Genomic DNA, 21398 nt, shown 5'->3' with positions numbered 1-21398 from the left:
ATCCAAGGTCGAGGTACCAACAGGTCGGTATGTTACCACAAGCGGACCGCGTATGCCCATCATCACCGACCCAACATGAATTCCATCGCGCGAAGACGCTGATCGGTGTGCGTCGCAGCCCAAACATGCGAAAGCCCCAGCAAAAAGGCGGCAGTATGGGGATCGACCCTCTCGGCCATGAGCGCATCGAAGGTCATGGACATGAGGGCGCGCAGCCATGCGACCTCGCCGGTCGACACCAGCTCGGCACCCGGAACGCTCGACGCGCACGACCCGCACATGAGCCCGCCCGCCTGGGGCGAAAAATACGACAGCATGGGGTCTCCGCACAGTACGCAGGCCGAAAAATCGGGTCGATAGCCAACGTGCGACAACAGCTTAAAGACATATGCCGCCACAAGCAGGTCCATATGTGCCGTGTCGAGCCTGCTGCCCACCAGGGCAAGTGCTCGCTGCGTAATGGCAAAGGTAAACGGGTCCTCGGCGTCCTCGAACGAGCACACGCGCGCGACCTCGGCGATCGCGCTTGCGGCGCAGGTCGTCTCGTAATCGGGCGCGGCGCCGAGCGGCGCCTCCATAAGCTCGGCCTGGGAAACCACGTCGAGCGACCGTCCGTGCGCGAGCAGCATATCGACGGTACAGAACAGCTCGCAGCGCGCCGCCAGGCGCCCGCCGGGTTTGCGCGCACCCTTTGCCACGGCACGGACCTGCCGACCCCGCTCATCGAGCATCGTCAAGATCAGATCGGTCTCCTTGAGCTTGGTCTTATCGAGAACGAGTACCTTTGTGCGATATGTCCGTGAGCCTGCCATGAGCGCCGCGCGCCCTTAGTCCTCGGCGTTGTAGCCAAAACGGCGAATCTGGGCCTCGTCGTCACGCCAGCCGGCCTTTACCTTCACATCCAGCTCCAAAAAGACCTGCGTGCCAAAGATGCGCTCAAGATCGCGACGGGCGTCGATGCCGATATGCTTGATCATCTCGCCGCCCTTACCGATGATGATGCCCTTTTGGCCCTCGCGCTCGACGTAAATGGTGGCATGCACGCGCAGCACCTTCTTGGTCTGCTCGAGCGCATCGCAGATTACGCCAACGGAGTGCGGAATCTCATCACGGGTGCGGCGCAAGACCTTCTCGCGCACAAACTCGGCAACGAGCGTCTCGTCGGAAGCGTCGGTACCCATGTCCTCGGGGAACCAACGCGGGCCCTCGGGCAAAAAGTGCGCAACGGTCTCAATGAAGGCATCAACGTTAAAGTTCTTGACCGACGACGTCACGATCTCATCGTCATATTCCATGAGCTCGTGGGCGGCCTTAAGCTGCTCCATGACCTGTGCGGGATCGGCTTCATCGGCCTTGGTGAGCACCAGGACCTTCTTGGAACGGGCGCATCTGACGCGCTCGGCAACCCAGGCGTCTCCCCTGCCGATCGGTTTGGTGGCATCAATTAAAAACGCGACGACATCGACATCGTTCAGCTCGAACAACGCGCTCTTGTTGAGCTCGGACCCCAGACCGTCCTTGGGTTTGTGAATACCCGGAGTATCGACAAAAACCAGCTGGTAGCCGGGGCGATTGACGACGGCGCGCATGCGACGGCGGGTCGTCTGGGCCACCGGCGAGGTGATGGCGACCTTTTTGCCATAGCAGGCGTTGAGCAGCGTGGACTTACCGGCGTTGGGGCGACCGACCAGGGCCACGAAGCCGCTGCGGAAACCGGGCTCAACGTCGCCAAAGCCCGCGAGGCTGTCGTCCTCGTCGCACAGGGCGTCGAGCTCCTCGTCACTCATGCCCTCAAACGGGTCGAACTCCTCGACCTCGCAAGCCTCAGTCGCTTCGGCATCCACAGCATCCAGGGACTCGTCGTCCAGCGTTTCATCGATAGACTGCATATTGTCGGACATGAAAATCCCTTTCTAAATAAAGCCGAGCGCGTGGGCAAATACCAACAAGCCCACAATCGCGGCGGTGATGGAAAGAACGTATACGGAGGCGGCGGCGATATCCTTTGCACGCTTTGCCAGCGGATGGAACTTCTGGGTCGCCAAATCGACAATCGCCTCCATGGCGGTGTTGCACAGCTCGCCGTGAATCACCAGGCCGCAGCAAATGATAATCGTAGCCCACTCGGCAATGTCGAGCCCCACGATGCAGCCGGCAATGACAGTGCACACACCCGCCACGAGCATGACCTTAATGTTACGCTCGGTCTTGACGGCGGTAACGAAGCCCTCCATGGCGTAGGAGAACGACTTTAAAAAGGACGGATGGTCCTTGTTCGATCCGGGAATCATAGACGGCTCCTAGTCGTGGGCATGGTTGGTGATGGGGCCGACGTGAACCAGCTTGGGGTCCTCGCCGCGCTCGAGCGCCAGATCGCGCAGGATGGCGTCCTCGCGGGCCTCCATGACCTCGGCCTCGTCGTCCTCGATATGATCGTAGCCCAGTAAATGCAACATGCCATGCACGAGCATCAGGCGGCACTCATCGGCAGGGCTATTGCCAAAGCCGGGGGCCTGACGGGCAATGACCTGCGGGGCCAAGATGATATCGCCGAGCTCGAGCGTCTCGTCGGCTGGGATATCCTCGTCAAAGGCCGAGTCGCATTCAAACGAGAGGACATCGGTGGTACGGTCGATACCGCGCCACTCGTGGTTGAGCTCGCGCATCTCATCCTCATCGACATACGAAAGGGAAATCTCGACTTTTCGCTCAACGCCCTCGGCAGCAAGCACGACCCCGCAGATGTGCTCTACCTCCTGCGCGTCAAGCAGCGTATCGAGCTCGGCATCGTTGCTGATCAATACACTCAACGGGACTCCTTTCGGTCGCGCACGCGTTTCTCGCGCACGTCATCATAAGCATCATATGCCTCGACGATTCTCCCCACCAAGGCGTGACGCACCACGTCGGCACGCTCGAGGTGCGAAAACGCGACATCGTCGACACGACCCAAAATCTGCTCAACGTCGGCAAGACCGCCGCGACGACCTACCAAGTCACGCTGGCTCAGGTCACCGGTAATCACAAACTTGGAGTTAAAGCCCAAGCGCGTCAGGAACATCTTCATCTGCTCGGGCGTGGTATTTTGAGCCTCGTCGAGCACCACGAAGGCATCGCTCAGCGTACGACCGCGCATGTAGGCAAGCGGGGCGATCTCGATCACGCCACGCTCCATTAGCTCATCGGTGCGCTCGCGATCCATCATGTCAAAAAGGGCGTCGTAGAGCGGACGCATGTAGGGATCGATCTTTTCCTCGAGGGTACCGGGCAAAAAGCCCAAGTTCTCCCCCGCCTCGACAACCGGACGCGTCAAGATCAGACGGCCCACCTCGTGACGCTTGAGCGCGGCAACGGCAAGTGCCATGGCCAGATAGGTCTTACCGGTACCGGCAGGACCCAAGCCAAACGTGATGGTATGCGAGCGGATGGCATCCACATAGCGCTTTTGACCGAGCGTCTTGGGGCGAATGGCACGACCGCGATACGAAAGCAGCACATCATCGCGAAGCGACGTAGCCCCGTACTCACCGTCGCGCAAGACGGCCAGGCAGCGAGAGACATCGTCGACAGACAGCGTCCGTCCGGCGGCAGCCTCGCGAAAAGCATGCTCGAAAAAGCGCGCCACGAGCTCGACCTCGTCCGGGTCACCGCACACGGCGATACGGTCGCCACGGGCGACCACGTGGGCGCGAACCAAGCTCTCGAGCGCACGAAGGACGCCGTCGCCGGCACCCAAGACGCGCGAGGGATCAATTCCATCGGGAACGGTAAGTCTAATCTTCGAGGCTTCCATGAACCTCCCTGCGTGCATGGACCAAGCCGGAATCATCGACTCCGATGATAGCAACATCGAGCAGGCACGGGGCTGTGAGTCCGCAGGTATCGTCAAGACGGGCATGATGGAACGAACCGAGCGTCAGGTTGTCGCCATACTCGAGCACGGCACGCTCGACGGTGCCCACGCGACGGCGGGCGTCGGCAATGGCGAGTTCCTGCGCCGCGGCTCGCATACGACGGCTGCGCTCAGCCATAACCTCGGGCGGCACCTGGTCGGGCATATCGGCAGCAAGGGTACCGGGACGCTTGCTATAGCGGAAGACATGCATGCGCGAAAAGCCCACGCGACGGCACAACGCCAGCGACTCCTCAAATTCCGCGTCCGTCTCGCCGGGAAAACCGACGATGACGTCGCACGAAAGGGACGCCTGAGGCAAGTTGGCGCGGATCATACGCACCGTCTCCTCAAATGCCTCGGCGCTATAGGGACGGCCCATGCGATGCAGGGTCGCCGTGCAGCCAGACTGCACGGGCAGGTGCAAAAACGGGGCGATGCGCTGCGGATAGCGCGCCATGACCTTAAGCAGGGGCTCGGAGATATCCATGGGCTCGACCGAGGAAATGCGCACATGAGGAATAGACGTACGCTCCATGATGGCCTCGAGCAGCTCATCGATCTCGACGTGTTCGTCGGTCGCACTCTTGCCATCGTAGGCGCCCAGGTTCACGCCCGTCAGCACCACCTCGGGCACGCCGGCCTCCTGAGCCTCACGAACTTGTTCGAGCACAGACTCGACCGGCACGGAGCGCTCGGGGCCGCGGGCCTTCCACACAATGCAATAGGTGCAACGATGGTTGCAGCCGTCCTGGATCTTCACACCCAGACGCGAGCGACCGAGCGCATCGACCACATCGCCGCCGCTACAGGCGGCCACACTATCGGACTCAACGCCCAGCACCTCGCAGACGCGTTCGGCGACATCGATCTTAGACGGCTCCGCGATCACGCGGTCCGAAAGCTCCAGAAGCTCCTCGGGGTGCAAATTGACAACGCACCCGGTCACGACCACATAGGGCTCTTTTGGATGAGCCAGCGCATGGCGGACGGCCTTACGGGTCTTGGCCTCGGCCTCGCCCGTAACGGCACAGGTGTTAATGACAATCAGCTCCGCATCCTGAGGCTCCACCATTGCAAAACCCAGGCGCATAAGATCGGCAGTGATACGGTCGGACTCAACCCGGTTGACACGGCAGCCGAGGTTGACAACAGAGATATGAGGTGCGAGCACGCGGGCTCCTTAATCGAGGATGTCGTCGAGAGCGCTCTTAATGCGATCGGTCACCGATTTCTTGCCGGAAGCGACATCGTCGCCCGACTCGGCGGCGAAAGCCTCGAGCAGCTCGCGCTGCTTGGCGGAAAGGTTCGTGGGGACGAGCACGCGCAGCTGAACGATCAAGCGTCCACGCGAGCCGCCACCGCCGATACGGGGCATACCGTAGTTGTTGACACTCACGGTGTCGCCGTACTGCGTACCGGCGGGGACGCACACCTTGACGACCTCGTCGGGTAAAATGCCCTCAACCTTAATCTCGCAGCCGAGCGCAGCCTGCGCAATCGAGATATCGCTCACGAGGTACAGGTCGTCGCCGTTGCGTTTAAAACGCTCGTGATCGGCGACGCGCACGTTGACGATCAGGTCGCCCGAGGGCTCACCACGAAGGCCCGCCTCGCCAAAGCCGCTCACGCGCAGCTGACGACCGGTCGAGACGCCGGCGGGGATATCGATGTCGATCTTTTCGTGCGAAGGCGTGCGGCCCTGACCGTCGCAGGTCTCGCAGGGATGGTCGATGACCGTACCTTCGCCATGGCAGTCGGGGCAGGGCGAAGAGGACTGAACCTGACCCAGGAACGAGCGCTGGACCGTCGTGACATAGCCCGTGCCGTGGCAACGGCTGCACTGCTTTTCGGCCGCACCCTCGGCCCTACCGGTGCCATTGCAATCCTCGCAGGGGGCAAGGCGGTCATAGCTGATCGTCTTTTTGCAACCGAGCGCCGCCTCCTCAAGGGTCACCGAAAGGGAGATGGCCATATCGCGGCCGCGACGACGCTCGCGGCGATTTCGGGCGCCACCGCCGGCGCCGCCGCCAAAGAACGACGAAAAGAGGTCGTCCATGCCCATGCCGCCAAAGATATCGTTAATGTCGACATAGCCGGAGCCACCGGGGCCGTCGGGCGAACCGTAGCGATCGTAGTTTGCACGCTTCTGCTCGTCGGAAAGAACGGAATATGCCTCGTTGAGCTCTTTGAACTTGGCCTCGGCATCGGGGTCGTCCGAAACGTCCGGGTGTACGATACGGGCCTTCTTTAGAAACGCGCGCTTAATCGTCCGCGCGTCGGCATCCTTGTCGACGCCAAGTACCTCGTAGTAATCCCTATTTTCCGACACGACCGAATCCTTCCGACTTTCATTATTGTCACAGTGCGTCCTATACCCAAGCTGGGCCGACCGCAAACAAAGGGTTTGATGTTATTGCATTGCGTAGGGCGAAAGCATGGCACGTTGCGAGCAGCTCGCAAACCAAACCGACACGAGAGCAAACATAAATCCGTTGGCAAAACCGTTGGCAAACTGCATCGCGCCGCGCTTCCACCACAGCAGGCTGCGGTGAAGCACGCCGTCCGAGAGCACCATGAACAAGCCCATGGCAAACGGAACAAAGCACATCATGGCAAAGGCCGAGAACACGCCCGAGATGGCCGACAGCACCAAAAAAGGCGCCACGATGCCCATCAGGTAAAAACCGGTACGAGCCTTGCCCTCCAGGCGTTCGGCCTCGACATGGGCGCGCCCGACCAAATCGCCGCCCGAGGCACCGTTGGTGCCTGCGTGACCCATGCCGTCAATATGGACCTCGTCGCCATCATGCGTGCCGGCAGGAAACTCAATCGTCTGCTCGGAGGTCACACGGGTCCGCCCGCTGCCACCGCAATCGGGGCAGGGGTCGGCGACGACCTTACCGGAACCGCCGCACTCGGGGCAAACCGACTGGAACGTGCCGGCACCAAACAGGAAGGACAGGTCGACGTCGATGTGGCCGCGACCGCCGCAGCTCGGACAGGTATGTGCATGCTCGGACGAGACAGAGCCCGAGCCTCCGCAATGACCACAGGTATCGAAGCGCGTATAGCGGACGGTCTTGCGGGCACCGCCCTTGGCCTCCTTGGCGTCGAGCTTAATATCGACGACCACGTTGGCGCCGTTCTCGGGATTATAGGCAGCCTGGCTGCGACGCTGCTGGCCCCAGGCGCCACCAAAGGGAAAGCCGCCCTCAAAGGGATTGCCATAGCCTGCGCTGCCGGCGTAGCCGCCGCCATAGGGCGAAGCAGAAGGAGCGCCGGCGAAGGGATTGCCCGAGCGCATGGCATCATAGCGCGCACGCTTCTGCTCGTCCGAAAGCACGGCATAGGCCTCGGAAACCTCTTTAAACTTTTCCTCGGCATCCGGCTCTTTGTTGACGTCCGGATGGAGCTTGCGGGCCTTTTGCTGAAAGGCCTTCTGTATATCACGCGAGGTGGCGTCCTTGGAGACACCCAAGATCTCGTAGTAATCTTTTTCGTTCATCGTCGCCATGCGCGGCAACCTCCTGCTCACAGCAGCGTATATATTGCGGTAATTCTACCCGAGCGGCCTAAGCTAGACCCCAAAACAGCTCGAACAGCATATTTCCATCGAGCCAGCCCAAGTGGGTGGGCGCTAAACGGGCGCGGGCGCGACCTGCTACAACATCTTTTGAGGTGATGCGTCCCGCATGCCCCTCGACATCAATGGGCACCCAGGTGGCAAGGCCCAACTCGAGCGCACGGTCGCAGGACGCCGCCAGCTCGTCTGCAGGAATCACGCTTGCCGAGCGAACCAACAGGTCGGGCCCAATGCCACGCGTCATGCGACAGGCGAGCATCAAATCCTCCGCCGCCGCCTCGCGCTGCGACAGATACTCGGCATCAAACGTCGTCGCGGCATCGTCGCGTTGCACCAGACGCACGCGATACGCATCGCCGCGAGCGGGCACGTCGGGATAAAGCCCGGCCAAGCGATCGAAATCATCGGCGTCGAGCATGCCCGCGGCAGAGCGACCCAGGCCCAGATAGCCCCGTCCGGTCCAGTAGGCAATGTTGTGGGCGCACTCATGATCGTCGAGTGCATAGCTTGCCACCTCATACGGGTGATAGCCGGCCGCGCCCAGACGCTCGCGCGCCGCTTCCATGCACGCAGCCTGAAAATCCTCGTCGGGCTCGAGCGACTCGTCGTAACACGCCATGCGGTAGAGCGGCGTGCCTTCCTCGAGCGTGAGCGGGTACACCGACACATGTTGCGGCGCCGCTGCCAACACGCCATCGAGCGTGCGCTTCCAACTCGCTGCGGTCTGCCCGGGAAGGCCGCACATAAGGTCGCACGACACATCGAGCCCAGCGTCCTTAACCGTCGTGATGGCAGCGAGCGCCCGATCGGCATCGTGAATGCGGCCGATGGCAGTGAGTTCGGTGTTATCGAGCGTTTGCACACCCACAGAGACACGTGTGACACCAACCTTGGCAAGCGCAGCGGCAAGCTCGGCGGTCAGCGGCTCAGGATTAGCCTCGCAGGTAAACTCAACGGGCTTGCACCACATGCAAATACGCCGGGCAAGCTCCACCAGACGCTCTCCCGCCAGCGACGGTGTGCCGCCGCCAACATAGACGGTGCGGACTTGCGCAAGCGCCCCGGTGTCTCCAAAGGCATCAAGGCGCGTATACAGCTGCTCAAAATAGGCATCGAGCGCAGCGCTCAGGTCGCACGGAGCAAAACTGCGTGAGTCAAAGTCGCAGTACCGACACTTTTGAGCGCAAAACGGCACATGCACGTACAGCGCGGTAACGGCCACCGTTAGGCCCCCAGCGGATGAGCGGGCACCGACTCGCCAGCGGCAAGTGCGGCCTCGCAGGCCACCACATCGTGCTCGATATCGTCGACCAATGCCATGAACTCCTCATATGTGGAGCAACGCACCACCTGGGCACGCCAGGCGGCAGCATGGGGCATGCCCTTTAGATACCAGCTTGCATACGTACGGGCACGCGACATGAGCGGCAGAAGCTCATGCGTCAGCGTGAGATGCTCGCGCAGGGCGTCCAGGCGCTCGACAGAGCTGCGCACCGGCACCGGTACGCCATTGAGCGCAAGGGCGCGAGCATCACCAAAGACCCAGGGATTACCGTAGATACCGCGTGCGATAAACACCGCGCTGGCACCCGAGTTGTGCAGATGCTTCGCGGCATCCTCGGCCGAGAACACGTCGCCCGAACCGATAACGGGAATCTCGACGGCATCGGCCACCTCATCGACGACCGACCAATCGGCCTGACCCGTATAGAGCTGCGTGGCACAGCGACCATGCACCGCCACAGCAGCGGCGCCCGCCCCCTCGAGCATCTGGGCAAACGTCGCGGCATTGCGATCTTCGGAATAAAAGCCTTTGCGGATCTTAACGGTCACGGGCACGTGCGCCGCGCCCACCGCCGCCTCGACGATCTTTTCGGCCAGCTCGGGCGTGCGCATGAGCGCCGAGCCCTCGCCTTTGGTGACGACCTTGCGAGCCGGGCAGGCCATGTTGATATCGATCAGCGACAGGCGATCGCCCACACGCTCCTCGACGGCAGCGACGGCGCTCGCAAATTGATCGGGCTTGGAGCCAAAGAGCTGTACGCAGATCTGCCGCTCCTCGTCTGCCGGCAGCACCAGGCGCCACGTCTTATTGCTGGCATAGGCAAGGCCCGCCACGCTCACCATCTCGCTATAGGCAAGATTGGCACCGCGGCGGCGGCACATGATGCGATAGGCGGGATCGGTCACGCCGGCCATGGGAGCCATAAGGAACGGCTGCTCGGCATAGGCACCCAGCAGCCGCGTACTGTATTCAGAAAGCGCCATGGAACTACTCGTCCACCTTGAGGATCGCCATAAAGGCCTCTTGCGGGACCTCGACCGAACCGATGGCCTTCATACGCTTCTTGCCCTCTTTCTGCTTCTCGAGCAGCTTGCGCTTACGCGAGATATCGCCGCCATAGCACTTGGCCAAAACGTCCTTGCGGCGCGCCTTGACGGTCGAGCGGGCAATGATCTTGTTGCCGATGGCACCCTGAATGGGCACCTCGAACAGCTGGCGCGGAATAATTTCCTTGAGCTTGTCGCACAACCCGCGGGCCAGCCCATAGGCCTTGTCCCTGTGCACGATAAACGAAAGCGCGTCCACCTCGTCGCCCGAAAGCAGGATATCGAGCTTGACGAGCTCGGAGGGACGATACTCGTTGAACTCATAGTCGAGCGACGCATAGCCCTTGGTGCGGCTCTTGAGCTGGTCAAAGAAGTCCAGGATGAGTTCGGCGAGCGGCATGTCGAAGCGCATCTCGACCGATTTGCTCGTGAGGTGGATCATGTCGGTCGTAATGCCGCGGTGCTCGATAGCGAGCTGCATGACGGCTCCCGTATACTCGGGCGGGCAGATAATCTTGGCCTTGAGGTAGGGCTCCTCAATGCGCTCGAAGCGCGTAGCCTCGGGCAGATCCTGCGGGCTGCGGACATCAATCATCTCGCCGTCGGTCTTGTAGACGTGATAGTCCACCGAAGGGCTCGTGGCGATGAGGTCCAGGTTGAACTCACGCTCCAGGCGCTCCTTGACGACCTCCATATGCAGCAGGCCCAAGAAGCCAACGCGGAAGCCAAAGCCGAGCGCCACCGAGGTCTCGGGCTCCCACACCAACGACGGGTCGTTGACATGCAGCTTATCGAGAGCGTCACGCAGGTTCTCGTAATCCTTGTTGTCGATCGGGAACAAGCCCGTATAGACCATGGGCTTGGCCTCACGGTAACCGGGAAGCGGCTCAGGGCAGGGATTCGACGCCCACGTGAGGGTATCGCCCACGCGAACGGCCTCAGGGTCCTTCAGGCCCGTGACCACGTAGCCCACCTCACCGACCGTCAGCGCGTCGACCGGAGTCTCGGCGGGACGCTTGACGCCCACGCCATCGACCAAAAAGTCGCCCTCGGCCTGCATCATGCGCAGGGTATCGCCCTTCTTGATGGAGCCGTCAAAGACGCGGACCGTGGCGACGACGCCGCGGTACTCGTCAAAATACGAATCCAGGATGAGCGCCTTGAGCGGAGCCGTCGCATCGCCCTTGGGCGGTGAGATCAAAAAGACGATGGACTCCAGCAGATCATGGATGCCCTCGCCGGTCTTGCCCGATACGCATACGGCATCGTCGGCAGGAATCGCAAGGTCATCCTCGATCTCGGTCTTAACCTCGTCGGGGTGTGCCGACGGCAGGTCGATCTTGTTGATAGCGGGCACGATATCCAGGTTGGCGTTCATGGCGAGCGTCGCGTTGGAGACGGTCTGCGCCTCGACGCCCTGCGTGGCGTCAACGACGAGCACCGCACCCTCGCAAGCGGCAAGCGAACGCGAGACCTCATAGGTAAAGTCCACGTGGCCCGGCGTATCAATCAGGTTGAACTGATACGTCTCGCCATCGTCGGCGTCATAGGAAACGCGAACGGCATTGGACTTGATCGTGATGCCGCGCTCGCGCTCGATATCCATGGTGTCGAGCAGCTGCGATTCCATGTCGCGCTCGTCGACGGTATGGGTGAGCTCGAGGATGCGGTCACTGATCGTGGACTTGCCATGGTCGATGTGCGCAACGATCGAGAAGTTGCGGATGTGGGAAATGTCAATTGAAGTATTCATGCGGACTATCTTACCCGAGCGGTACAAAAAATGGAGCCTGTTCCATAAAACAGGCTCCATTTATGCGCGTAATCTGTGTGGTGTGAAATTTACAACTTAGGCGTTGATGCTGTTCACGAGCTTGGCAAGACCGGACTTGCGGTTGGAAGCCTGGTTCTTGTGGATAACATGCTTGGCGGCAGCCATGTCGAGACGCTTGGTGACGGTCTTGAGGGCAGCCTGGGCCTTCTCGGCGTCGCCCTCGGCGACGGCGGACTGGACATGCTTGGTCAGCGTCTTGAGCTCGGACTTGACAGCCTTGTTACGCATGCGAGCTGCCTCATTGGTGCGGATACGCTTCTTCTGAGACTTGATGTTTGCCACTTCTGGAGTTCCTTTCGAGTTCCTTGCAAAAAATGTATGACACCTCTGAGACACGGTGAGGTCATGCAAGCGCCTACTATAGCACGCTCCCCCTCAAAGGGATAGAACGAATTTGTCAAATAGACAGCTATCATCACGATTTTCTCAAGATGTTCGTAATCCAGAGCAAAAGCGCGTTCTGAGAATCGGCCGAACCCTTAAGAGCGAGCTCAACATCGACCGCGCCCTCGAGCGCCGCGACGAGCTCCGCCATCGAAAAGCGGCGTGCCCAGGTCAGGTGATTCTTAACCTGCCAGGGTTGAAGCTTGAGCGTCGCGGCAAGCTCGCGACCCTGCCCACGCGCATCGAGCGCCTTGGCGACGATAAGCTCGCGAATGCGTCCGCACAGCAGCGTGTAGGTCCACACATAGCTCTTGGCGGGTAGCAGCCCAAAGAGCTCAAGCGAGCGGCGCATATCACGAGCCGAGACCGCGTTGAGAAAATCCCAGGGCTGAACTTCGGCCGTGCGCACGATCCAGCGTTCCACATCGGCAAGCTCAATTTGCGGCGCATCGACCATCTGGGCAAGCTTGGCCAAGTCGTTATCGAGCATGCGAGTGTTTTCACCCGAACGCGAGACGAGTTCCTCGGCGGCCGCCGTCGAGATCGACTTGCCGTGCTGCGTCGCCATCTGCTGCACGCGGCGCGGTAGCTCCCAGCGCTTGGTGCCGGAGCAATCGATCACGGCCTTCTTGTCGATCTTGGCGATCGCCTTATACAGGCGCGTGTTCTTGGCAAGCGAGTCGGCGATGATGAGACAGACCGTTGTGGGGCTTGGACTCGCTAAATACTCGACAAGCGGCTCCGAGACCGCCTTGGCGAGCTTTGAGCAGCCGTCAAGGATTACCAAGCGAAACTCGCTGCCCATGGGAAAAGTGTTGAGCGATCCGATAATGGACTCGATATCAGGGTCCTTGGTCATGTCGCGCTCGTCGAGGTTGAACTCGACCATACCCGACTTTTCCAGACGTGCTTTCATACGCGAGACGGCGTGGTCGCGCTTGACTCCGTCGGTACCGACGATCAGATATGCCGGCAGCAGACCGGTTTCAGACATCGCGCTCCCCTCCCGCAGGCTCTCCTGTTCGTACCGTGCCATTCTATCCCACGGGTTGGTCCCGCGCCAACGGCAGCATCAAGGTCGCTGACATCACATGGCAAAACCGGCCGCAGCCGGCGAGACGGTAATGTCGCCTCTCTCGATAGTGCATGCGAACGCGCCGCCCGCATCGCTAACGGCATCGATGCAGGCATCGGATGGATGACCGTAGCGGTTGCCCTCGCCCGCGCTCGCAATAGAGAGCTCGGGCTTAAGGGTTTCCAGCAGGTCTGTATCGACAGAATCTTTTGAGCCGTGATGCCCCAGCTTGAGCACATCGATATCACCCACCTCCTGTACAAACTCGCGCTCCTGATCGACCTCGGCATCACCGGTGAGGAGCATACGCAGGCTTTTGCCTTCCTGAGCATAGGAGAGCAGCAAGACAAGCGAGTCCTCATTGCCCTCACCGTCAACCGTATCAAACGGCCACATCACACGAGCCCGAAATGCGCCGATATCGACTGTGTCTCCGCGAGCCACCTGCCGATACGTGACGCTTGGGCGATTCAGAACCTCAGCAGGCGCACTACCCAGCGCATCCGCCGCAACCGCAATGGTTCCCACCGAAAACCGATCGAGTACGTCGGGAAGACCGCCCCAATGGTCTTCATCCCAATGTGTCACGAAGACGGCGTCGATATGGTGGACGTTATTGCGAACCAACGCCGACACCACGCGGTCGTCGAGCCCACAGTCGACGAGCGCCACGGCGCCACCCTGACGGACCAGAATCGCATCGGCCTGGCCAACATCAAGGACTGTCACCGAAGGCGGCGCACATCGATCCCAATAGACATACGGAACGCCCGCTGCAAGCATCAAACACAGCAGCCCCACTGCCATGGGCCGCGCGCTGGGGCGTGGCCACAAGACCAAGAGGACCACCAGCGAAAAAGGTACCACGTATACCAAGGGCGTATCGGGCGGCACGCTTACGGATGCGCCCGGAACGTCAGCAAAGAGCTGCTCAAAGAACAGGGCACAGCGAGCGATAGCCATGGGCACCACTAGCGCCCCGTGACGCAAGAGCGGCACAAGCGAGCAAGGCACCAGCACAACCGAAGATGCGAGCAGCACGCTTATCACCGGACCGATCACGGCATTTGCAAGCGGGGCAATGAGCGAAAACATCCCAAATGCGGGAATGGTTACGGGAAGTGTCGCGATCTGCGAGCACAGCGTGACGGACAAAATACTGGCAACCCCCGATGGCACGCTCAGCTCACCCAAGGCGTAGGTAGCGTAGGGGCAAAAACAAAGGATGGCAAAAACACTGGCGCACGATAGCTGAAAACCCATCTCGAACAATACTGTCGGCCGCAGCAACATAAAGATTGTCATGGTCAAAAATAGAGCCGAAAGGCCATGCCGACGACGTCCGGCGCCGTTGACGACAAGCGTCACCGCCACCATACAGCACGCGCGCACGGCCGAGGGCGAAGCGCCCGTAAAGACGGCATAGGCAGCGAGGGCCAGCACCAACAGCCCTCTCTGCAGCCCACGAGAGAGGCGAGTCTTTTGCAGGGCGCTCTCAATCACAAACCCAACGATGGCAAGATGGCTGCCCGAGACGGCGATAAGATGTGCGGTGCCCGTTACCGAAAACAAATCGCCCGACGGCTGAGCACGCAGCTCGGAGGAGCGTCCGCAGACAACGCCGGCAATGAGCGAGCGCGCCGGATCGGTCTCGGGCGCGATAGCGGCAAGGAGCTCGTTTCGCAGCCAAGGCAACGGCCCCGGAAAGCCCTCGTCAACCGATACCAACCGGATGACCTTAACTTTTCGAAGCTCGCCCCGAAGCACGCGTGAGCGCCCATACGCATCATTCTCAAAACGCGAAATTCGACCGATAGCTTGCACATGCGAACCGGCGCCGAGCTCACGATCACACGACAGCCGTATCTCGCCCAAGCGCTTTCCACCCGCATATGAATCACAGGTATAGGAGTACGTCCCGTCATTGATGGATGGGTCGCCCTGTACAACAAACTCAAGACTGCTCGCAGCTCGATTATCCAGTGCCGTCGAAGCACGCAGCGCCCCTATCGCCCAACCCGCGGACACGACCGCTCCCGCCAGGAGGCCGAGGGCCGCGGCATACAGCCATCGCCTCCACCGCACAAGACGCATACAAAACCGAGCCAATACGATGCACGCGGCAGACGCAACGGGAATGGCCATAAGCAATGTGACGGGCGCTGCCCGCTCTCCCAGCAGCAAATCGGCTGCCACGTTAAGCACCAGGCCGCAGCTCGCACACAAGCCAGAACAAAGGGCCATCGTCCACGGCATCAGGGGCCGCGGCGGCATCACATGCTCGCACTCGGACACACTCATACGCAGATGCAATCTTTAATTTTGGCGAGCTTTTTCTCACCGATCCCCGATACGCGCATGAGGTCATCGACCGAGGCAAAGGCCCCGTTTTGAGTCCGCTCATCGATAATCGACTGGGCCGTAGAAGGCCCGATGCCCGAAAGCGTCTGCAGTTCCGCCGCACTTGCCGTATTGATATTCACAAGCCCCGACGAAGACCCCGCACCAGCAGTCATGGCAGCACCGCTTTCGACCCCGCCGACCGCCGCAGCCGCTTGTTGCTCCCCCACCATCGGAACATAGATCTTTTGGCCATCTGTGATCTTGGACGCACGATTAAGCCCTGTCACATCCGCCTCAGCCGTGAGCCCTCCGGCGGCATCGATCGCTTGGGACACCCGCGCTCCGTCTTTGAGCCGGTACACGCCAGGCCTCGCAACGGCGCCATCGACATCGACGTACACCTCAGCAGCAGAAGAACTCTTGGCAGACGACTCATCGGCATCATCAGGTAACCCATCCCCGGCCCCGCGCACACCCGAGGCGCCCGCCTCATCACCGCGCTCAAACGAAACGCCGCTGGAGCGGCTACCAAAACTTGCCATCGCCAAGCCGCTCGCGGCGGCAATGACAATCAGAATCGCCACGACCATCGCTTTATGGCCGAGCAGCTTTTCTGCCCAGCGGTCCATCCGTTTAACCCGTTCGTGTTGCTCGCGTTGCGCCATAGCAAACACCTCCCAACACCATCGTGTCAGGAAACGAGCGCCGTAGCCTCCGCACGCCCACACCGGTTATCGAAGTCAAACCAAAAGCTGACCAAAACCTTGCAGGATAGTGTCCATTTATTCAGATACACGTCGACAAATGAACCGTTTATCGCCTAATGCCCAGGTAAATTAAGACCGACGATGCAAATGCACCGCCGGTCTATACACAACATTATTCGTGATCTTGGTAAATCTCACGTGGAGCAAGCTGAGGATGTTTACGTTTTAAGGTCTTAGGGGCCTTGTACGTGTTGCTCTCGAAGTCGATGTACTCGGTCTGTTTGAGCAAGCGCTCAATCATCTCCTCGTGATCGAACAGCTCCCACGCCTCATGCACGGCATCGAGTTTTGCGTGCGTCTCGGGGCGGCGCGGCATAAAGAGCGTGCAGCAATCGGGAGCAGCCTCGGTCGAGATATCGAAGGTACCGATTTCCTCGGCACGCGCGATGATCTCCTGCTTGTCCGAACCGATCAGCGGGCGGAACACGGGGATCTTGACGGCCTCGTTGACGGCCATAATGTTCTCGAGCGTCTGGGAGGCAACCTGACCGAGCGATTCACCGGTCACGATAGCCTTGGCGCCCTCGATACGCGCAATGCGCTCGGCAACCGAATACATAATGCGGCGATACATGATCACACGCAGGTTGCTGGGGCAGGCCACGGAAATCTCACGCTGGCAATCGCCAAACAGCACCACGTACAGGCGGCCGATCTGGACGCCCGGCGCAAGCGCACGGATAATGTCCTGAACCAAATACTCGCTCGTATCGGGTGTCTGCGGACGACCGGAGAAATGCACCGGCACGCACACCGCGCCGCGACGCGCGAGCATCCAGGTCGCCACCGGAGAATCGATGCCCGACGACAGAAGCGTCACAACCTTGCCGGCGGAACCCACCGGCAGACCGCCCACGCCGCGCTCGGAGCGCGCATACACGTAAACGCTACCCTGGACCACCAGTACGTGCACCATCGCGTCGGGGTCGTGCATCTGGACCTTTTTATCGGGGAAGGCCTCGCACAGCACCTCGCCAACCTGACGATTGATATCAATCGAGGTGAGCTCGTAGTCGGTGTTAGAGCGTTTGGCATGCACCTTAAACGAATCGAAAGGACCAAACTCACGCAGCGCCTTCACGGCGGCGGCGCAGTACTCCTGCGGGTCGCGGTTGGTGTGATATGCCAGGGACACGCGGGCAACGCCGGGGACGGTGCGAATGACACGCGCCGCCTCGTCGGCCTGATGCTCGTTAAAGGTCACGAGGATATAACCGGAAATTCGAGATACGGCATTCACGGAAAAGGCGGCCAAGGCCGCCTTGATGTTATCCATGAGGATATGCTCAAAATGTGCGCGGTTCTTGCCCTTCAGTCCAACCTCGTGATAGTGGACCAGGCAGACGCGAGCTGCCATTTAGGCTTCAGCAACCTTGTGGCCGAGCGCCTTCTTGTAACGAGCCTCGTCGTAGGAGATATCGCCGTCGACAATCTCGTCCATAGCCATCGAGATGGTATCGGCACCGGAGAGGCCAATGGTAATGTCATCGACATCCTGAACGGCAAGCACGCGGTTGTGCTGGCCGCGCAGCATGCTGTTAATATCGCAGGCGCGCTTGGAGGCAAGCGAGGCGAGCAGGAAGCGGTTGTGATCGGTCTTCTCCAGAAGATCGTCAATACAAGGCTTTACAACGGACACGGACCTCAGATCCTTTCATGCATATCGAGAACGCGAACGAGCTCATCGGTCGCGCGGTCGAGATCGTCATTCACCACGACGTCGTCGTAGCGGTCGGCAAGGGCAAGTTCATCGGCGGCGTTTGCCATGCGCAGCTCGATCGTCTCGGGCGTCTCGGTACCGCGACCGACCAGGCGATCGCGTAACACCTCAAGCGAAGGCGGCTTGATAAAAATCAACACGGCCTCGGGGAAACGCTCCTTGACCTGCAGGGCACCCTGGACATCAATCTCCAAAATCAGAGACGAGCCAGAGGCGAGCTTGGATGCGACCTCGCTCACCAACGTGCCGTAGCAGTTACCGTGGACCTCGGCCCACTCAACAAACTCACCGTTTGCCACGCGGCGGTCGAACTCCTCGCGCGTCAGGAAAAAGTAGTTGACGCCGTCGACCTCACCTTTACGTGGCGCTCGCGTGGTAGCCGAAACCGTCAGGCCCAGGTTCGAGCGGCGCTCGCGCACACGATTGACGAGCGTCCCCTTGCCTGCACCTGACGGTCCAGAAATCACAAAGAGCTTTGAATCCTGAGCGCTCACTTATTTGGTCAGCTGCTCGAGGAGCTGCTCGCGCTGACGGACGCCGAGGCCCTGGACGCGACGGGTAGCGGAGATGCCGAGCTCCTCCATGATCTTGGCGGCCTTGGCCTTGCCATAACCGGGCAGAGACTCGATGAGGGTGGAAACCTTCATGCGGGAAGCGATGGGGTCATCGGAGTTGAGCACGGACTCGAGGGACTTCTCGCCCTTCTTGATCTGCTCGCGAAGCTCAGCGCGGGCGTGACGTGCGGCGGCAGCCTTCTCAAGAGCCCGCTTACGCTGCTCGTCGGTAAGCTGAGGGAGTGCCATTCGAACCTCCAAATAGTTGGGTTATATCTGATGTAATAATTGGCATTTTAGCACGTCAAACGCACTAAATGCCCAATCGACGGCTCCATAGGTTAGACGATACCTGCGAAAAGTGCAATATACGGAGGTCAAAGTTGAGCCCCTGACCTGTGATTCCACACAAAGGATGGGAAAGTTTTCGCAGGCACAAGGGCTAATTTGTGCTAATAAGACCCAAAAGTGGTGACTTGAGGGAATCTTTTACGCGACGTTTTCGACCAGCTCGGCGACGATGGCGTCAAAGGCCGCAACCGGATCGTCGGAGCCGGTAATAGGACGGCCCACCACGATGTGGCTCGCACCGCGCTCGATAGCCTGGGAAGGTGTCGCCACACGGGATTGATCGCCCAGGGCGGCACCCACCGGACGCACACCCGGAGTCACGATCAGCGCGTCGGGGCCGAGCAGCTCACGCATGTCGTGAGCCTCCATCGGCGAGCACACGATACCGTCGATGCCGTTGGCCTGAGCGAGCTTTGCCAGGCGAGCGGCCTCCTCGGCCACGGGCGACTCGACGCCGATCTCCGCCAGCGCATCCTGATTCATGCTCGTAAGTACGGTGATGGCGACGAGCTTGGCGCGGTCCTCGCGCGCCTCCTCGGCACCCTCGCGGCAGGCAGCGAGCATGGCGCCCGAACCCAAGCCGTGGACCGAGAGCAGGTCGGCACCGGCAAGCGAGGCCGAGCGAGCGGCACCGCGCACCTGATGCGGAATGTCATGGAACTTGAGGTCGAGGAAGACCTTAAAGCCCAAATCCTTAAACGTCTTGACGATCTCGGGACCCTCGGCGTAATAGAGCGTCATGCCCACCTTGAGCCAGGCGGCATGGCCCGAAAGCTCATGGGCGAGCTCGAGTGCGCGCTCACGGTCGCAGTCGAGGGCGACGATAACACGGTCGCGGGCATCGGTCTCTAGCATTCGAACGCACCTACCAGCTCGTTGATGTCCTTTACGCCCTGGGACTCCGCCCAGGCCTCGAGCTCGTGCGCGATCTTAAGCGAAGCACACGGGTCGACGAAGTTGGCCATGCCGACCGACACGCAGGTGGCGCCGGCCAGGATAAACTCGGCCGCATCCTCGCCGGTCATGACACCGCCGACACCGTTGATGGGGATATCGACGGCCTGGGCGACCTCCCAGACCATGCGCACGGCGATGTGGTGGCACAGCGGGCCCGAAAGGCCGCCCTTGGGCTTGGCCACACGGGACTTGCGGGTGTGCACGTCAATGGCCATGCCCTGGATGGAGTTGATGACCGAAAGGCCATCGGCGCCGGCAGCCTCGAGGGCGCGGGCGATCTCGGCGACATTGACCGGAGCCATCTTAACGAACAGCGGCTTATCGGTCACCTTGCGGCAGGCAGCCATAACGGAAGAGGCGCCCTCGGGCGTGGAGCCCATGGCGGCACCGCCGGCGGCAATGTTGGGGCAGCTCACGTTGATCTCATAGCCGGCAGCCCAGGGGCACAGCTCGACATACATCTCGAGCGCGCGCACGAACTCATCAACGGAGTGACCGGCAACCTGGCAGATGACCTGGCAACCGTCCTTGGAGAGCTGCTCGAGCCACGGACCGGACTCGCGGGCGAAAGCGGCCACACCGGGGTTCTGCAGGCCCACGGAATTGATCATGCCGCCGGGGATCTCGGCCATGCGGGGTGCAGGATTGCCGGGCCAGGGCTCGGCAGCGCAACCCTTGGTGGTGATGGCACCCAGCTGGGAGACATCAAAGAAGTTCTGGAACTGCCAACCGTAGCCAAAGGTACCGGCTGCGGTGTTGATGGGGTTCTGCATCTTGACGCCGCCGAAATCGACGGACATGTTCACGGTACCCACTAGAAGACCACCACCTTGGAAGCATCAAACACGGGGCCGCACATGCAGGCGCCCTTCATACCGTCGACCGTCTCGACATTGCAGGTGTTGCAGGCACCAAAGCCGCAGCTCATCATGCGCTCGAGCGACACCTCGCAGTACGCGCCGGCCTCGGCGGCAGCGGCGGCGACTTTCTTCATCATAACGGCGGGACCACAGCTGGCGACGTAGTCGTAACCGCCCTTGCCGAGCAGCTCAGCGGCAGGATCGGTGCATAAGCCGTGCGTACCCAACGAGCCGTCGTCGGTGCACACGTTGACCGTGGCTCCCAGCGCGCGGAACTCATCGACGCCCACGACCTTGGACGCGGTGCCAAAACCCAGGCACACGTCAACGGCCACGCCCTGCTCGGCAAGCATGCCAGCGAGGCACAGCACGGGCGGAACACCGATGCCGCCCGCCACGAGCAGCGCCTTCCTGGTGCCCTCGGGTACCAGCCAGCCGCGGCCGCCAGGGCCCAACAGGTTGGACTTGGAGCCGGGGCCCATCTGCGACAGACGACGGGTGTCGTCGCCCACGACGGCGTACCACAGCTCGACGGTACCGGCCTCGGCGTCAGAGCGATAGAAGCTCAAGGGCACGCGAAGCAGCGAAGAGGCATCGCCGGGCACGGCGATGTTCACAAACTGACCGGGCTTGAGCGCACTTGCAAGCTTGGGGGCCAAAATAACGAGCGAGAAGATGCCGTCGGCGATCTCCTGGTTCGAGACGACCTCGAAGTCGTGCATGCGTGCAGTGGAAGGTGTGGGC

General features: G+C 61.0%; 22 protein-coding genes. All 22 read right to left on the bottom strand.

Annotated elements, in window-relative coordinates; all coding sequences use genetic code 11:
• Positions 1 to 62 precede the first annotated feature (62 nt).
• The 22 genes from recO to ACTM82_RS02205 all read right to left on the bottom strand — a co-directional run bounded on the left by recO (position 63) and on the right by ACTM82_RS02205 (position 21376).
• The gene (recO, locus tag ACTM82_RS02310) at positions 63 to 812 is read right to left on the bottom strand and encodes a DNA repair protein RecO (RefSeq protein ID WP_154516310.1); all 750 of its coding nucleotides are present in this window, start codon (positions 810 to 812) and stop codon (positions 63 to 65) included.
• Positions 813 to 827: 15 nt separating this feature from the next.
• Positions 828 to 1901: a GTPase Era gene (gene era / locus ACTM82_RS02305; RefSeq protein ID WP_441054217.1), complete on the bottom strand. Its 1074-nt coding sequence runs from the start codon at positions 1899 to 1901 to the stop codon at positions 828 to 830.
• A gap of 12 nt (positions 1902 to 1913) precedes the next feature.
• Complete coding sequence (locus ACTM82_RS02300; RefSeq protein ID WP_441054219.1) at positions 1914 to 2291, bottom strand: diacylglycerol kinase family protein; 378 nt, start codon at positions 2289 to 2291, stop codon at positions 1914 to 1916.
• Between the two features lie 9 nt (positions 2292 to 2300).
• On the bottom strand, positions 2301 to 2810 hold the full coding sequence (ybeY, locus tag ACTM82_RS02295; RefSeq protein ID WP_441054221.1) for an rRNA maturation RNase YbeY: 510 nt from the start codon (positions 2808 to 2810) through the stop codon (positions 2301 to 2303).
• Complete coding sequence (locus tag ACTM82_RS02290) at positions 2807 to 3793, bottom strand: PhoH family protein (protein ID WP_441015490.1); 987 nt, start codon at positions 3791 to 3793, stop codon at positions 2807 to 2809. Before ACTM82_RS02290 ends, ybeY begins: the two co-directional genes overlap by 4 nt.
• Positions 3774 to 5066, bottom strand: a complete 1293-nt coding sequence (locus ACTM82_RS02285) for a MiaB/RimO family radical SAM methylthiotransferase (RefSeq protein WP_441054223.1) — start codon at positions 5064 to 5066, stop codon at positions 3774 to 3776. The genes ACTM82_RS02290 and ACTM82_RS02285 overlap by 20 nt, the downstream gene beginning before the upstream one ends.
• Before the next feature lie 9 nt (positions 5067 to 5075).
• Complete coding sequence (dnaJ, locus tag ACTM82_RS02280) at positions 5076 to 6224, bottom strand: molecular chaperone DnaJ (protein ID WP_441041560.1); 1149 nt, start codon at positions 6222 to 6224, stop codon at positions 5076 to 5078.
• Between the two features lie 81 nt (positions 6225 to 6305).
• The gene (locus ACTM82_RS02275) at positions 6306 to 7409 is read right to left on the bottom strand and encodes a DnaJ domain-containing protein (protein ID WP_427717509.1); all 1104 of its coding nucleotides are present in this window, start codon (positions 7407 to 7409) and stop codon (positions 6306 to 6308) included.
• 58 nt (positions 7410 to 7467) lie between these two features.
• Positions 7468 to 8700 (bottom strand): coproporphyrinogen-III oxidase family protein, encoded by a 1233-nt coding sequence (locus ACTM82_RS02270; protein ID WP_441054225.1) that lies wholly within the window; start codon positions 8698 to 8700, stop codon positions 7468 to 7470.
• A 2-nt stretch (positions 8701 to 8702) separates the two neighbouring features.
• Positions 8703 to 9746, bottom strand: a complete 1044-nt coding sequence (dusB, locus tag ACTM82_RS02265) for a tRNA dihydrouridine synthase DusB (RefSeq protein ID WP_441054227.1) — start codon at positions 9744 to 9746, stop codon at positions 8703 to 8705.
• A 4-nt stretch (positions 9747 to 9750) separates the two neighbouring features.
• A complete protein-coding gene (lepA, locus tag ACTM82_RS02260) occupies positions 9751 to 11562 on the bottom strand; it encodes a translation elongation factor 4 (RefSeq protein ID WP_441054229.1) in 1812 nt (603 codons plus the stop codon).
• Positions 11563 to 11658: 96 nt separating this feature from the next.
• Positions 11659 to 11925, bottom strand: coding sequence for a 30S ribosomal protein S20 (gene rpsT, locus ACTM82_RS02255; protein WP_022094714.1), 267 nt, complete (start codon positions 11923 to 11925; stop codon positions 11659 to 11661).
• A gap of 133 nt (positions 11926 to 12058) precedes the next feature.
• Entirely contained in the window at positions 12059 to 13021 is a 963-nt protein-coding gene (gene holA / locus ACTM82_RS02250; RefSeq protein ID WP_427747932.1) for a DNA polymerase III subunit delta, read from the bottom strand.
• Between the two features lie 93 nt (positions 13022 to 13114).
• Entirely contained in the window at positions 13115 to 15403 is a 2289-nt protein-coding gene (locus tag ACTM82_RS02245; RefSeq protein ID WP_441054231.1) for a DNA internalization-related competence protein ComEC/Rec2, read from the bottom strand.
• Positions 15400 to 16110 carry a helix-hairpin-helix domain-containing protein gene (locus ACTM82_RS02240; protein WP_441054233.1) on the bottom strand — a complete coding sequence of 237 codons (711 nt, stop codon included), beginning with the start codon at positions 16108 to 16110 and terminating at the stop codon, positions 15400 to 15402. Before ACTM82_RS02240 ends, ACTM82_RS02245 begins: the two co-directional genes overlap by 4 nt.
• Positions 16111 to 16324: 214 nt before the next feature.
• Positions 16325 to 17569 (bottom strand): tRNA uracil 4-sulfurtransferase ThiI, encoded by a 1245-nt coding sequence (thiI, locus tag ACTM82_RS02235; RefSeq protein WP_441054235.1) that lies wholly within the window; start codon positions 17567 to 17569, stop codon positions 16325 to 16327.
• Positions 17570 to 17851: a DNA-directed RNA polymerase subunit omega gene (locus ACTM82_RS02230; RefSeq protein ID WP_370450597.1), complete on the bottom strand. Its 282-nt coding sequence runs from the start codon at positions 17849 to 17851 to the stop codon at positions 17570 to 17572.
• Positions 17852 to 17856: 5 nt separating this feature from the next.
• Positions 17857 to 18426 carry a guanylate kinase gene (gene gmk, locus ACTM82_RS02225; protein WP_441054237.1) on the bottom strand — a complete coding sequence of 190 codons (570 nt, stop codon included), beginning with the start codon at positions 18424 to 18426 and terminating at the stop codon, positions 17857 to 17859.
• Positions 18427 to 18735 (bottom strand): integration host factor, actinobacterial type, encoded by a 309-nt coding sequence (gene mihF, locus ACTM82_RS02220; RefSeq protein WP_441054239.1) that lies wholly within the window; start codon positions 18733 to 18735, stop codon positions 18427 to 18429.
• A gap of 240 nt (positions 18736 to 18975) precedes the next feature.
• A complete protein-coding gene (gene pyrF / locus ACTM82_RS02215; protein ID WP_427747926.1) occupies positions 18976 to 19692 on the bottom strand; it encodes an orotidine-5'-phosphate decarboxylase in 717 nt (238 codons plus the stop codon).
• On the bottom strand, positions 19686 to 20594 hold the full coding sequence (locus tag ACTM82_RS02210) for a dihydroorotate dehydrogenase (protein ID WP_427717595.1): 909 nt from the start codon (positions 20592 to 20594) through the stop codon (positions 19686 to 19688). The genes pyrF and ACTM82_RS02210 overlap by 7 nt, the downstream gene beginning before the upstream one ends.
• Before the next feature lie 14 nt (positions 20595 to 20608).
• Positions 20609 to 21376 carry a dihydroorotate dehydrogenase electron transfer subunit gene (locus ACTM82_RS02205; RefSeq protein ID WP_441054299.1) on the bottom strand — a complete coding sequence of 256 codons (768 nt, stop codon included), beginning with the start codon at positions 21374 to 21376 and terminating at the stop codon, positions 20609 to 20611.
• Positions 21377 to 21398: the final 22 nt, after the last annotated feature.

The sequence above is a fragment of the Collinsella sp. HCP3S3_E5 genome (assembly GCF_052067635.1).
In the GTDB taxonomy this organism is placed as follows: Bacteria; Actinomycetota; Coriobacteriia; order Coriobacteriales; family Coriobacteriaceae; genus Collinsella.
This window is presented reverse-complemented; position numbering and strand designations above follow the sequence as displayed.